The following is a 14,864-nucleotide window of genomic DNA, read 5'->3' as shown; positions in this document are numbered from 1 at the left end:
AATCTCCGTTCTTTCCAAGATGACATATTTGAGCTATCAGTCAACATGCTTTGTGCTCATCATGAACAAACCTTCGCTTAGAAATTGGCTGATCGACAGGCCGTCCGCGTCGCCGGAGAGCCTGATCGTCCGATGCTTGCGCGAGCGCGGCGTGCTTTCCGCGTCGCAAATTACCCGCATTACCGGTTTGGCGCGGTCGACGGTTTCAACCGCGCTCAACGGCTTGAGAAAGTCAGGGATGGTGATCGAATCCTCGGCCCATCGTGACGCGGCCAGGGGCATTGGCAGGCCGGCCACGGCATTGACGCTCAATCCCGCTGCGGGCACCTGCGTCGGCATCCACCTGGGCCTCGACGAGATGCGGTGCGTCGTCGCCGACGTCTCGCATTCTTTCGTTGCCGAACAAACTATCCCCATGGGTCTGGACTACCAGCCGCAACAGGCGGCCCAGCTCGCCAAGTCAGTAATTGCCCGATGCTACGAAGAGAACGGTCTGCCGATGGCGGGGCTCCTGGGGGTTGGGGTCTCCGTCTCGGGCCCAGTCAGCCGCGAAGGAGTGGTGCTGCGCGCGAGTATTGTTCCGACCTGGGCCGGGGTCAACATCCGCGATGTGTTCGGGCCGGTCCTCGAACAGCCGATCTTCGCCGACAATGAGAGCAACTGCTCGGCAATTGCCGAGCTGATGTGGGGTGCGGCCGTCGGCCACGACGATTTCGTGCTGTTCAAGGTCGATCTGGGCGTGGGCGGGGCCATTGTCCAGCACGGCCGGCTGGTGAGCGGCATCGCCGGCGGCGCCGGCGAATTCGGGCACATCAGCATCGATCCCGGCGGCGACCTTTGCCGGTGCGGCAATCGCGGATGCCTGGAGCTCTATGCCAGCTTTGCCCGGCCGCTCGAGCAGATTTCGCGCATCGTGCGGCGGCCGGTCACGATGGACGATGTGATCATGATGGCCGAGCAGGGCGACGTGAGGGCGCTGCGGATGATCGAGGACACCGCAGAGTTCGCCGGCCGTGGCCTTGGCCTGATCGGTTCGGTGCTCAATCCGCCGCTCATCATAATCGGCGGCCGCATGGCCTTGGCGGGCGACATTCTCCTGGCGCCACTGATCGCGTCATATGAACGCCATACGCTCATCAAGTCCCGCGATGTGGCGCCTGCGCTGCGCACGCGGATAATCGTTGGCAAGCACACGGAGAACGACGCACTGCTCGGCGCGGTCGGCCTCGTGCTGCGCCACAACAGCCGGCTTCAATGACCTGACTCCGCTCCGGGTGGTACTCTGAGGCTCGTTGTTCCAAATCGGTGCGCACCCGCATCGCAGCCAAGTCCCTCCGGCCTTTGGACTGGTTCACTCTGGCGCGTTAGAGCGTGGCCGATGATGAGCGTGCCGAGAGGTGTCACAAGAATCGCGTAGGTTTATGGTGTTAACGGGCAAAGCTTGGGGAGCAGTCGTCAATGCCGTATTGCTGCAGCAGGCCGAGCCCTACCTCTCGCCCGGCCGGGAAAACTGTAAGATGAAGCAAAGCGGAGTTGTCTTGCCGCACGGCGGTGGGCGGGTGGTGCCGGCTCTCGGGATCGACGTCCATGTGTGGCGGGTTGCTCTCGATGCTCCCCTTTCGCAGTCGGACATGGCCGTGCTCAATCCAGCCGAATTGACCAGGGGCGGACGGTTTGTTTTCGAGCAGGATCAGCGGCGCCATCTGGCAGCTCATGCCGGCTTACGCCGGGTGCTGTCCATGTACACCGGCCGAGCGCCGGGAGAACTCGATCTGCGGGAGACCCCACAGGGAAAGCCGTTCCTTGCGGACGGGCGCCTCGCCTTCAACCTTTCGCATTCGGGGGATCTTGCCCTTGTGGCCGTGGCTGCCGCCGGGCAAGTCGGCGTCGATGTCGAGCGCGTCGCCCCGCGGAGCGGCGAGATGTCCATGGCCCGTTCTCTGTTCGCGCCCGGCGAGATCGCACAACTTGAGTCACTGGCGCCAGAGGCCCGCCGCCTCATGTTCTGCCGGCTTTGGACTTGTCGCGAAGCCGTGCTCAAGGCTGCCGGCGTCGGCCTCTCCGGGGTGGGACTCGAGATTGGGATGGACGGGAGCGGCGAGGCCTATATCCTCTCGCCGCCACTGGAATTGGTTGAACCCCTCAGGCTCATTGAGTTCCGCCCAAGCGCGCACCACGTGGCCGCCGTCGCCTGGAGTGCACGCAGTCCTCAGGTCGTCGCACGCCGCTTCGATTTCGACTTGGGATTGCGTTGACGCTCCGGAACGGGCCTCGGGGACGCCTGTTTTTGGCGACGAGGATCGAGCGGACGGGTTTCTCTTCAAAAGCAGCCACATCGGCCTAAAAACTAATCAAATTGGCCTAAAAAGTAATCAAATCGGCTTAAAAGACACATTTTGCGATAAAAATGCTAACCTGGCGAGTTTTGCTCTTGGAGCTTCCGTTAGGACATGCACTTAAATACGCCGTGACTGTAAGTGCGCCGTGGGTTGGGCAACCCACGGTGTATACTAGGCGGGGGTCTGGGCATGAACATTCATCGTGGGGGCGATGCCCCTCAGCAGGTCATTGAGTCAACACAGCCAATCGCAGTTATCGGAATTGGTTGCCGGTTTCCTGGAGGAATCCAGGACGCGGACTCGTACTGGAACTTTCTCCTGGAGAAGAACTGCGGCATCGTCGATATCCCGGCGGATCGATGGAATGTCGATGCATTCTATGATCCGGAGCCCGATGCCCGGGGAAAGATGCGGACGCGCTGGGGTGGGTTTCTTGCCAGCGACGTTTTCGGCTTCGACCCGAGTTTCTTCGACATGTCGCCCCGCGAGGTGACAACGATGGACCCGCAGCAGCGCCTGGCGTTGCAAGTGGCCTTCGAGGCCGTCCAGGATTCCGAGCGCACATTGGCCGACCTGCGCCGCGGGCGCACCGGCGTGTTCATCGGAATCTCGACCAACGATTTCGCGCAGAACCTGCGCCGCGGACGTGTCGGTGGTGGGGATATTTTTGCCGGCACCGGTTCGGCGTTCTCGATCGCGGCCAACCGAATATCCCACCGTTTCGATCTGAAAGGGCCGAGTATCGCCGTCGACACGGCATGCTCGTCGGCGCTCGTTGCCATCGACCAAGCGGTGCGCCACCTGAGCACCGGCACCTGTGAGACGGCGCTCGCCGGCGGCGTCAACTGCATGCTCGATCCAGGCCCGTTTATCGCATTCTCCAGCGCCAACATGCTTTCGCCGACCGGCGGAATCTACACCTTCGACGAAAGGGCGGACGGGTTCGTGCGCGGCGAAGGCTGCGGTTTCGTTTTGCTGAAGCCTCTTGACCGGGCAATTGCCGACGGCGACCGGATCTATGGCGTGATCCGTCATTCGATGGTCAATCAGGACGGGTATACGCCCACCCTGACCTCGCCGAGCGGGGAAGCACAGCAAGAGATGCTGGAGGCGCTGGTGGAAGGCGCCGCCATCGATCCGGCCGATGTCGACTATGTCGAGGCCCATGGGACAGGCACGCCGGTCGGCGATCCAATCGAGGCGGCTGCCATCGGCCGCGTGTTCGGTGTGAATTCACGGTCAAAGCCGGCCTATGTCGGATCGTTCAAGCCCAATCTCGGCCACCTCGAATCAGCGTCCGGTATTGCGGGTTTCATCAAGACGGTGCTGACGGCGGGAAAGGGCATCGTGCTGCCGAACCGGAATTTCGAGCGCCCGAATCCGAGCATTCCGTTCGACGCGCTCAACATCGCTGTAGCAACCACGCCGACGCCGATCGACCATCACGGCCGGCCGGTCCTGGCCGTCGTCAACTCCTTCGGCTTTGGCGGCACCAATGCCTCCATCGCAGTGGAAGGATGGCGGGGGTTGTCCGCGAACGCCAACCGTGCGCCAAGGCCGGTGATAGCCGGCCATCCGATAGCCGTCCCGATCTCGGCCGGCAGCACGGCGGGACTGGAACTGTGGGCCGGCCGTCTAGCCGATGCGCTGGAGCAGGGAGGCTCCCTTGCGGAGACGCCGGTCGAAGACATCACCGCCCATTTGAGCAGCGCGCGCGATAACTTCGCCCAACGGGCTGCGCTCATCGTCGAGCCGGAGCGTGCCGCGCTCCAGACCCAACTGCGCGCATTGGCTAAGGGAGCCATCGAGCAAAGCGCGGAAGGGCCAACCATCATCACCGGGAGGGCATCCAACCGTCGGCTCGCCATCGCCTTCTCGGGCCAGGGCGGCCAGTGGTGGGCCATGGCGCGCCGCCTGTTGAAGGAAGACCGTGCGTTTCGCCGAACCGCCGAGATGTTCGACGAAGTGCTGCGTCCGATGGTCGGCTGGTCGACCGTCGAGGAGATGCTGCGGGACGAGACGAAGACCCGCATCAACGATGCCGACGTTACCCAGGCATCCATCTTCACCACGCAGATATCCCTCTACGAGCGCTGGACAAAGGCCGGCGTGCGGCCTGAGCTTCTGATCGGCCACAGCTTCGGCGAGGTCGCGGCCACCTACGTTTCAGGTATCATCGATATCGAGACGGCGGCTCGCATCATTGCCAAACGCGGCCTCATCCCGCTGAAGAGCGAGCGGCGCGGTGCAATGGCCACGATAGGGCTGACGGTCCATCAACTCGAACCTTTGCTGCCCGGTGACGAAAGCGTTGTCATTGCCGCCTACAACGGCCCGATCGCGCAAACGATTTCCGGCATGGAGGACGCGGTGCTTGGCGTGCTGGCCAAGGTCGCGGAAGCCTATCCCGATGCGACGGCCCGCCGGATGACCATGGATTTCGGATGGCACAGCGCGCATCTGGAAGACTGCAAGGAATGGTTCCTCGGCGAACTGGGTCCGGTCGCCTGGAAAGAAGGCCGTCTGCCGATCATCTCGACGGTCACCGGCATATTCGAGACGAAGTTCGACGCCGACTACTGGTGGGCCAATTTGCGCCAACCCGTCAGCTTTACCAAGGCCTTGGATTTCACCCTCGATTTCGGCATCAATACTTTCCTGGAAATAGGTCCGCACCGCACGCTGACGCCGCTCATCCGAGGCATCTCGCAGGAGCGCGGGGTAGACGCCGCCGCGGTGAACTCGCTCGATCGCAAAACTGACGATTTCTGGACGCTGGCGCGGGCCGAGGGCAGCCTTCATGTTGCCGGCGTCGAATTCGACCGGCCGAAATCGTTGAGTGGCCACGTGGCCGTTCCCAAGTTACCCTGGAACAACCAGCGCCTGCTGAATACATCCGAGGAAACCAAGAACTTCCTGTTCGAGGCACCCCGGCACGCACTGCTTGGATGGCGCGACTTCACTGCGGCGCCGTCCTGGACGAACGAAATCACGCTCAGAGGCTTCAAATTCCTGGCTGACCATCGGGTCAGCGGCGATTGCCTCTTCCCGGCCGTCGGTTACATCGAAATCATGGGGGCCGCACTGCGCGACCATTTCGGCTCTGAGTCCGTGGAACTGCGTGATTTCAAGCTGTACGAAGCGCTTTCCATCGCGGAGGACGACGTCGTACTGTTTACGACGACGTTCGATCCGGTCGGTAGCAGGCTGCGCATCGCCACGTTCCATCGAGGTTCGGAGGATGGCTGGAGGACGCGTGCCGAAGCTTATGGCTTCAGCCACAAATATGAACTTGCACCAGCTCCTGCCGACCTGCTGCTGGATCGCCCGAACCTAGTCGAAAAGACGGAATTCTACCGTCTCGCCGAACGGCACGGGCTTGAATACGGTCCCTATTTCCAGTCGGTGAACGCACTCGACATTGTCGGCGACCGCCTGGTTGCCAAGCTGTCAAGCAAGGATCCCAACTTGGCGAAGCAGTATTTCGCCTTCCCCGGATTGCTGGACGCGGTGCTCCAGGCCGGCATCGGCCTGGCTTCACATCGAGACGGCGTGTGGGTTCCAGGTGAATCGCTGCCGCCGGCTAATGAAGACAAGGCCCAGTATCAGTTGCGCCTGCCGACCGGCGCCCGCAAGATCCTGCTGGGCGCTCCTTTGACGCCCGAGGTGATCGTCGACATCCAGCCGGGTCTCGACCCGTACTCGATGCGGTTCAGCGTGTTCTCGCCGGAAGGGCAGCCGCTCATCGTTCTCGACAACCTTCAGACCAAGGCGCTGGGCAAGGTCAGGAGCAGCAGGGCCAAGCAAGGTGCCGGCTCGGGCTCCAGTGTTTTCGAGGAGCATTTCGAGAAGCAGGAAGCCAAACCGGCAGCGCCCTCATTGCGTTGCGCCCACTGGTTGGTGGTGGGTGATGGAACGCAGCGCCTCGAAGCGACATTGGCTGAGCTGGTTAGCCGCGGAGCGACGGTCGAGGTCGCAAACCCCGCGCCGTTCCTGAACCTCGATGCGGATGAAGCGCTCGCCACGATCCGGGCATTCATGACCAAATCGGGTGGGACAGGTGGCATCCTGTTCAGCGCCGCCACCCCCGAAAAACTCGACGACAAAGCAGGCGGGGACGAGCTTCTCGCCAGGATCACGCCTATCGTGCACCAATTGATCACGCTTGGAAAAGTCATCGACCGGCTGCACAGTTCGTCCGAACAGCGGCCCGAACTGGTTGTCGTCACGTCCGGCAGCCGGCTTGTGCAAGGTGACCAGCCGATGAGCCTTTCAGGCCTGAGTGAGAGCGCCTTAATCGGCATTGCTCGCACAATGGCAAACGAGTTCAAAGGTTTGGGCATCCGCCTTATCGATGCGGATCCCACATCGCTGCAGTCGGGGGTGAGCATTTCGGGCGCCGTGCTGGAGGAAACCGCAGAGACGGAATTCATCCTGCGTGGCGCCGAACGCTATGTCCCGCGGCTGGAGCAACTGGCTTTGCACGAAGTGGCGCCGTTGCGGCGGACGCTGGAGACCGCGCGGGATTCTTCCAACTTCGCCGTCACCATGACGGGGCCTGGCACCATCGACAACATCGTACTACGCGAAATCGCCGATCCCGAATTGGCGCCAGACGAGGTCATGGTCGAGGTCGCCGCGGTCGGATTGAACTTCCGCGACATCATGGCGGCCACCAGCATCTTGCCGGACGAGTTGGAGAATGACGAGGCATACTGGCGCAATCTCGGGCTGGAGTTCGCCGGCACCGTCCGCAGGGTCGGCGAACGGGTGACCAATCTCAAGCCCGGCGATCGCATCATGGGTATGGGCAAGGGCTACCTCAGACGCTTCGCCAAGCTCCGGGCGGATCTCGCCATGCGCGTACCCGATGGTATTGATCTGATCCAGGCCGCGACCCTCCCGACAGCCTTCCTTACCGCTCACTACGCTCTCAAACATATCGGCCGATTGGCACAGGACGAAACCGCGCTGATCCATCTGGCTTCGGGTGGTGTCGGGCTCGCCGCCATCCAGGTCGCGCATGATGTGGGGGCTCGAGTCTTCGGCACTGCAGGCAGCGACACAAAACGCGCCTTCCTGAAGACATGGGGCGTGGATGAGGTCATGAACTCGCGCGCTCTCGATTTCGCCGACGAGGTGCGTTCCCTTACGCGTGGCCGCGGCGTCGACGTGGTGCTGAACGCGCTGTCTGGCAACGGCATCGACAAGAGTCTGGAGTGCCTGGCGCCCTTCGGCAGGATGGTCGAAATCGGCAAGCGCGATCTCGCCGACGACAAGCCGATCGGGCTTCGCTCGCTTTATCGCAACAACGCCTATTCGGTCATCGATCTCTCGACGCTCCCCGTCGAGAAGGAGAGCCTCTTCAGGCAATTGCTGGTGGAGGTGGAGGCTAAGGTTGCCGCCGGCGTCTATAAGCCGCTGGAGGCGACCCGCTTCCCGGCATCGCGCGCGGCAGAAGCCATGCGCATGCTTTCGCGAGCGCTGCACATCGGTAAGGTGATCGTCACTTTCGACGAACCTTCCGTGGACATCGAACTTGACCTCGGCGCACAGTTCGCCGTCTCCGCTCAGGCTTCCTACCTCGTCACTGGTGGGCTCAAGGGATTTGGCGTTGCGATCGCCGAGTGGCTCAGTCAGAAAGGCGCGGGAACCATCATCCTTGCCAATCGAAGCGGTGTTCCAGATGCCGAAGCGGCTGTGGCCATCGAGATCATGGAGCAACGTGGCACGCGCATCGTTCGCGCCGCTCTGGACGTGACCGATGCTACTGCCGTCGGCAGGCTGATCGGCGAATATGCTGGGGGTGACGCTCCTCTGCGCGGCATCGTGCACGGCGCCGCGGTGATAGAGGACGCTTTCGTCTCGCAGCTCGATGCAGGCAAGATCGACCGCGTGCTGAGGCCGAAGATAGCCGGCGGGTGGAACTTGCATGTCGCCGTTGTCGAACACGATATTCCGCTGGATTTCTTCGTGAATTTCTCGTCGATCGCGCAGGTTATCGGTTCGTCTGGGCAGGCCAACTACACAGCGGCCAACTCTGTTTTGGACGCAATCGCCACGTACCGCAGGGGTCGCAACCTGGCCGGCTCGTCCACCGCCTGGGGCATGATCGCCGGCAGTGGATTCGTTGCCAGGTCGGAAGCAATGACCAACTATCTCGATAGCGTAGGCATCAAGCCGGTTCAGGATTCTGAAGCGGCGGCGGCCCTGTCCTATCTTGTGCGCGCCAGATCGGAGAATCTCGGCTTTGCCAATATCGACTGGGCTGCGATCGCTCGCACGAACCCCGGCGCAGCGACGAATCCGAGGATTTCGCCGCTGCTTGGAGACAGAACCGGAGGGCGGTCTCGCATTCAGGCCGAGCTTGCAGCCGCGCCGCGCGAGGCGTGGGACGACCTGCTCGCCGACATGATCCGGCGCGAAGTGGCGAAAGTCCTCAAGGTCGAGGCAAGCGCCTTGGCGGATGACCGCAAGCTCAGTGAGCTCGGTCTCGACTCCCTCTCATCGTTCGAACTGAAAAATCGCGTCGAGGCTCAGGTCGAAGTCGACATCCCTGTCGCCAAGTTCCTGCAAGCGCCGACGATCGCGGGACTGTCGCGCCTCGTTGCTTCCGCTTTTGAGGCGAAACTGAAGGCGTCCGCCTTGCAGGTCCTGGCCGCACAAGCGAGTTCCGATGGCGTTGCAGCGCAGGAAGCCTTCCGGCCTCTTGGCCGCCAGGTCAATGCGATGATGCTGGACGGACTGCCGATGTCGTCGGCGGTCGCAAAGGCGGACAATCAGATCCTGGTCGAGACGAGTATTGAGCCTGGCGTGTCGCTGGCCGCGCTTGCGACAAGATTGGCGCGACTGGTCGAGCGACACGACGCGCTCCGGATGACCGGTGCGATATCGGCGTCCGGCGCCGTGGAGATAGGCTTCGAGGCTCAACCGATTGTTGAAGTGCTTTCGCCGGGCGGTCGTTTGGGCGATGTGGCGCTGCCTGGTCCGCTATGGCGGATCGGCGCGTGGCAGCGGCAGGATGGCGGTCACGAGCTACAAATCCGGGCTCATCGCGCGGCTGCGGACACGTTGTCGGTTCATCTTTTGCTTGCGCAGCTTGTGCAAGGCGAAGCAGAAGCGGTCGAAGCAGGGCCTAGTTTTACCGACTACGCGCGCGCAGCTCATCCGATGCCCGGATCGAGCGAGTATCGTCGCGACCTCGCCTATTGGAAGGAGATACTTCACCACGCGCCTGCGATCGCACCGATCCCCGGCCGCAGTCGTGCCGCGTCTCCCGTCGGTATGGGAACCAACAGGGGCCGTGTCGGGTTGCTGGAGATCACGCTTCCAGCAGCAGCATTCGCGTCGGGATCGGAGTTGCCGGCCGCGCGCTTTCTGGCCGCCTATGCCAAGGCCTTGGCAAGCCGCCTCTCGCTCCGATCAATCGTCGTCGACCGCTGGTATAGCGAGCGCGGGCAGGGAGCACCAAGCGGATTGATAGGCCCCTTGGATGGGTCCTATCCGATTGTCCTGCGAGCCATGAATGAACTCGGTTACGATCTGCTGAGGAAGGTCGAGCGTGCCGACGCAAACGGCCACGCGCATCGGTCAATGGATACGTCGTCTCTGGAACTGGCGCTCGAAGAAGATCTGCGCATTCGCCATGTTTCGCTGCGCCAATTCGGCTTCGCTTTTCTCGACCGTAGCCAAGTTACGGCGCTCGCCGCCTTGGACCATCCTCTCGATGCGATCCCCGCATCCGCGCACGAGATACAATTGTCCGCAGCGACCAGCGAAGCCGGCGTTGTCTGCCGGCTGACCGTGGATCTCGACGTTGTCGAAGAAGCAGCAGCGCGGTTGCTACTCGATCAGTTTCTCGACGAGCTTTCCTGCGAGCTCGAAACGTCAGGCCGCCTGGTGCCCATCGCAATGGGCTGGAGTCTGCGCGAGTGGTCCGGTCAGCCGAGTGGAGGCCAGGATGTCGAGCGCTCACCGCTCGACGGCGTGCCCAACGTCGAAAGAGAGATAGCAGTAACTAGCACGCAATTGGGATTACTGCGTTTCCAGGAACATCCAGACGCGACTTCGCGTGCGCGTGCCGCATTCATTGTAAGCAAGGAGTTCAAGATCCGGCCGCAAATGGACGCCGATCGTCTCAGACGGGCGATCGAAACGGTCATGGCGCGACACGAGGTGATGCGTACCCGGTTCTTCCGCAAGGGGGCTAGATACGGCGCGTATCTGGAAAGGACGCCGACCGATTTCTTCAGGGTCGAGCAAGTCGCCGACGAATCCGAAGCGTTGGAGCGCGCAACCGAACTCGCGCAGGAAGGCATAGATATCCAGGCGCCGATGTTCCGTGTCACCGTCATCCGGTTCGGCTCCGAGAGCGACCTTATCGTCGCCAAGGCACATCATCTCGTTGTTGACGGCTATTCCCTCGGCCTCATCGTCGAGGAAACAGTCAAGGCTTATCTCGGCCTGCCTCTTGATCCGGTGGAAATGAGTATCGACCGATTCATCCGGGATTTCGACCATGTCGGAAAGCCTGGTTCGTTCGAACGGCGCGACGCATTCCTGCGCAAGGTATTCGCCGAGCCCTTGCCGCAAATTCCCAATCTCGGGCGCAAGGCGAAAGGCCGCCGGACGAATGTCAACCTGATCGATTGCAGCCTTAGCGAGGACGTGACGCTCTCGATAGCCAGCGACCAGCAGGATGCGCTGCGCAAGCGTGCCAGGGCAGCCGGCACGACGGAAACGGCCATGATCATCGCGGCCTTTGCGCAGACCATCGGGTCGCGCGGCGGCGTGGACGATATGGTGATGCAGGTTCCAGCAGCGTTGCGCCACGACCGGCGGCTGGAGAACTATGTCAATTTCGTCGCCTCGGACGTCCCTGTGCGTGCGCGGCTGTCTCGGTTCGAGACAATCGAAGCGTTAGCCGGTTCGCTCGGAGAAGGGATCGAAGAGGCTATCCAGTTCGCGCCCTTCATGGATTCGAACTACTTCGGAGACGTGCATGACGAAGTCGTGGCCAAGGGCTCCTATACCTCCCTCTTCGTCGCCGGCACCCAAACAGTCGACAGATGGACACGCGCCACGCAGTCGGCCCCCCTTCAAAGGGCCCATGCCGGTGGCGAACTTGATCTCGGCATGTTCAAAGTGACGCCCCTGCCTGACATGCGACGAGAAAAACCACGTACCAGCGAGATGGATCTGCGTACCTTTCCGACCGCGAACGGTCTTGGTCTGACCTTGATATTCGACCAATTGGGCTATGACCGTGCAGAAGCAGAAGATATCCTGAGGGAAGTCATCGAACGACTGTTGGCTGGGCAACCGGCGGTCGATGCAGCCGAGCAGGCGGCGATATAGTGATGCGTCGATTCAGGGGTCAGCGGGGCCGGTGGAAGCCGGTGCAGGTAAAAGGCACGTGATTCGCTTCATCTTAATCTTGTTTGCCGTTCTGGCGGCAGTCGGGCTCTTTTCTGGTTGGTATATCTGGCCTGCTCAGGTGGAGTCCTATGTCGCCCAGCGAAGGCTGATCGCGCGTGAAATCGCCGGACCCGGCCTCCTTGGTGCAACCAACCAGGTCGTCGTGACGGCAAGGATCCAGGCATTCCTGGCCGACGTTCGCGTCGACCGGAATGACGAGGTAAAGACCGGCGATATCCTCGCCACGCTAAACGCGACTGAAATCGAGTATCAGCTTGCCGCAGCGGTCGCCAACGACCGGGCCGCGGCGGAGAGCGTGCGCGAGGCCGAATTGGAGCGTGACCGGCTGGTTATCGCCGCCCGTACTGCAAAGGCAGATCTGGATCGCAGGAAGAGCCTGCTCGCCAGCAAATCGATTTCTCAGGCCGAGTTCGACCTCTTCGAAGGCACCCAGAAGCAAGCCGAGGCCGCATTGGCGCGAGCGACCGCTAGCATCGAGCGCGCAAAGGCCCAGGCCGCGGCCGCCTCCGCCGAGGTCGAGCAGATACGGAGCCGTTTCGGCGAAACCTCGATACGCTCGCCTGTCAATGGGGTGGTGATTTCCCGCAGCCGCACGGTGGGAGACCTGCTTTCTCCGGGCGTCGAACTGATGCAGATCGTCGACCCGACGTCATTGCTGGTCATGGCGCGCTTCGACGAATCCGCGATGGGGTCGCTTCGGCCGGGGCAAGTAGCCAAAGTCACCTTCTCATCGGATCCGCAACGGCCCTACGCTGCTTCCATTGCGCGGATCGGCCGGCAGGTCGATCAAGAGACGCGCGAGTTCACGGTCGATCTTAAATTGCGCGAGGTGCCGGCGAACTGGGCTGTGGGTCAGCGTGCAAGCGTCACCATCCAAGCGGAATCGCCGTCACCGGGCATCGCGGTGCCACAGCGATTCCTGGCGAGAAACCAGGGACGGGTGGGTCTTTGGATTGCACATGACGGGCGGGCCTATTGGGCTCCTGTTTCGCTGGGCTACTCCAGCGGCACCGATATCGAGATCACGCGCGGCCTAAAGGTCGGTGATGTCGTGCTCAGTCCGACAGGCCGCTTCCAGTACCAAGCGGTTAACCTCCAGGCATTGAGCAGGTGAATCTCGCGGTCAAAGATATCAGGCATAACCTGCTGAGGTTCATCCTGACCGTTTTCGGCGTCGGCCTGCTGATGGCGGCGACGATCGGCATGCTGGGCATGTATCGCGGCATCGTCTACGAAGCCTTGATCGTGATCGACGGCATTGGTGCCGACCTCTGGGTCGTCGAAGGGGGAAAGTCCGGACCGTTCGCCGAATCCTCCGCCGTACCGGCCAATCTCGATCGCCGCGTGGCCGGTGTGGCCGGTGTGGCGGCAACGCGCCGGTTCATCCAATACAACCAGCAGTTCGAAATTGACGCGCTTCCGCTGCGAATGTCCGTCACTGGTGTGGACTATCCAAGCGACAGTGGCAGCTGGATACCGTTGATCGCCGGCCGGTACTTCCAATCAAATCGCTACGAGGCCATAGCCGACAAGACTTTAGGCCTGGTTGTGGGTGACGAGATCCGGCTTGGACGAGATAGCTATACGATTGTCGGCGTGTCGTCCGGGCAGGTCGACATGGGTGGCGACGGATTGTTGTTCGTCACCATCCCGGACGCGCAGGTCATCAACCGACTGCTGCCCAGCGAGGCGATCCTCCTCAACCGTGCGGCCAAGGGCAAGACGCGCATGGGTCTCGGCGACGAGACCGGAAGTGTCGCTGCGGTCATCGTCGAAACTCTCCCGGGCGCTGACAAGGAGGTCGTGCGTGACTCGATCAAACGCTGGGGCGACGTCGAGGTCCTCACGCAGCAGGACCAGGAAACGCTTCTACTGGACGGCCGCCTCGGCAAGCTCCGCGTCCAGATCCTGGCTTTCACGACGATGACGCTGCTGATCTGCTGCGCCGTCATAGCACTGACCATCTATACGATGACAATCGAGAAGGTCGCGCAGATAGCACTTCTGAAGCTGATCGGCGCCCGTGACCGGGTGATCATCGGCATGATTGCGCAGCAGGCGGGGCTGATCGGCTTTTGCAGCCTCGTTCTGGCCATAGCCATCTCGTTTACGATCTATCCGAGATTTCCGAGAACTGTGCTGATGACCGAATCCGATCTTGGCGTGTTGTCGTTCGTGCTGATGGCACTCAGCCTTGCGGCCAGCTGGTTTGCGATTCGTCGCGCGCTCGCGGTCCGTGCCCAGGAAGTGTTGGCCTGATGTCGAAGCGCCGCCTCGCCACGCTGGAGGTTCGGAATGCCAGCAAGGTCTACGAGAGCGGCGGCTCGCCGGTCACCGCGTTGGCGGCAGGTTCGCTGACCTTGAGCCCCGGCAGTGTTACCGGTATCGTCGGGCCCAGCGGCTCCGGCAAGACGACGCTGCTGATGATTGCCGGTCTGCTGGAGACACCGACAACGGGAGAGGTCCTGTTCGACGGCAAGGTGATTTCGCGTCCCGGTGCGAAGCTCAACGAGCTACGGGCCTTCAGGCGGACCCATCTTGGGTTTGTGTTCCAGAAAGCGAACCTGATCCCCTTTCTCACGGCCGCCGAAAACATTGCCATCGCCATGCAGGTCAATGATGTCGGTCGCCAGCAGGCGCAGGCGCGAGCCAGCCGGCTTCTCGCCGCGTTGGGCATCGAACATCGCGGCTCCAATTATCCTTCCCAACTTTCCGGCGGCGAACAGCAGCGTGTTTCAATCGCCAGGGCCTTGGCAAACGATCCCACCGTTATTCTAGCCGACGAACCTACCGCCGCACTGGATGGTACACGGGCGGAGATGGTGATGAAGGTGTTCAGGCATCTGGCGGACAGCCGCAATGTCGCGATCTGCGTTGTGACCCACGATACGCGCTGGAAAACTTATTTCGATTCGATGCTCGAGCTCGAGGATGGGCGGGCACGAGAGCCGTCTCCCTTTGGCATGATGGCTGAACGGCATTGATCACCGCTCGACGCGGCCATGGCGGTGTTCCCGCTGAGAAGATGTTATGGCGATCCAACACGCGCCGCCTTCAATGTCATGGGCTGCACCGGCCGAAAGGACT

Annotated in this window: 6 protein-coding genes; all 6 read left to right on the top strand. The window is 61.9% G+C overall.

Going from position 1 to position 14,864, the window contains the following annotated elements; genetic code table 11:
• Positions 1 to 19 precede the first annotated feature (19 nt).
• The 6 genes from NKH78_RS02155 (at position 20) to NKH78_RS02130 (ending at position 14,761) form a co-directional block, all read left to right on the top strand.
• On the top strand, positions 20 to 1,258 hold the full coding sequence (locus NKH78_RS02155; RefSeq protein WP_352506260.1) for an ROK family transcriptional regulator: 1,239 nt from the start codon (positions 20 to 22) through the stop codon (positions 1,256 to 1,258).
• A 259-nt stretch (positions 1,259 to 1,517) separates the two neighbouring features.
• Positions 1,518 to 2,255: a 4'-phosphopantetheinyl transferase family protein gene (locus NKH78_RS02150; RefSeq protein WP_352506259.1), complete on the top strand. Its 738-nt coding sequence runs from the start codon at positions 1,518 to 1,520 to the stop codon at positions 2,253 to 2,255.
• Between the two features lie 273 nt (positions 2,256 to 2,528).
• Positions 2,529 to 11,696: an SDR family NAD(P)-dependent oxidoreductase gene (locus NKH78_RS02145; protein ID WP_352736948.1), complete on the top strand. Its 9,168-nt coding sequence runs from the start codon at positions 2,529 to 2,531 to the stop codon at positions 11,694 to 11,696.
• Between the two features lie 58 nt (positions 11,697 to 11,754).
• On the top strand, positions 11,755 to 12,891 hold the full coding sequence (locus tag NKH78_RS02140) for an efflux RND transporter periplasmic adaptor subunit (RefSeq protein ID WP_352736947.1): 1,137 nt from the start codon (positions 11,755 to 11,757) through the stop codon (positions 12,889 to 12,891).
• Entirely contained in the window at positions 12,888 to 14,036 is a 1,149-nt protein-coding gene (locus NKH78_RS02135; protein ID WP_352736946.1) for an ABC transporter permease, read from the top strand. Before NKH78_RS02140 ends, NKH78_RS02135 begins: the two co-directional genes overlap by 4 nt.
• Positions 14,036 to 14,761: an ABC transporter ATP-binding protein gene (locus tag NKH78_RS02130; RefSeq protein ID WP_352478380.1), complete on the top strand. Its 726-nt coding sequence runs from the start codon at positions 14,036 to 14,038 to the stop codon at positions 14,759 to 14,761. Before NKH78_RS02135 ends, NKH78_RS02130 begins: the two co-directional genes overlap by 1 nt.
• Positions 14,762 to 14,864 lie beyond the last annotated feature (103 nt).

It is taken from the genome of Mesorhizobium sp. M0910, from assembly GCF_040319465.1.
GTDB lineage: Bacteria > Pseudomonadota > Alphaproteobacteria > Rhizobiales > Rhizobiaceae > Mesorhizobium.
The sequence above is the reverse complement of the archived record's forward strand: the minus strand, read 5'-3'. Positions and strand labels throughout refer to the sequence as shown.

What these genes read in the sequence shown, in the direction of transcription:
- NKH78_RS02155 (WP_352506260.1), top strand. Translation starts at nt 20, where the DNA reads ATGACATATTTGAGCTATCAGTCAACATGCTTTGTGCTCATCATGAAC.
- NKH78_RS02150 (WP_352506259.1), top strand. Translation starts at nt 1,518, where the DNA reads ATGAAGCAAAGCGGAGTTGTCTTGCCGCACGGCGGTGGGCGGGTGGTG.
- NKH78_RS02145 (WP_352736948.1), top strand. Translation starts at nt 2,529, where the DNA reads ATGAACATTCATCGTGGGGGCGATGCCCCTCAGCAGGTCATTGAGTCA.
- NKH78_RS02130 (WP_352478380.1), top strand. Translation starts at nt 14,036, where the DNA reads ATGTCGAAGCGCCGCCTCGCCACGCTGGAGGTTCGGAATGCCAGCAAG.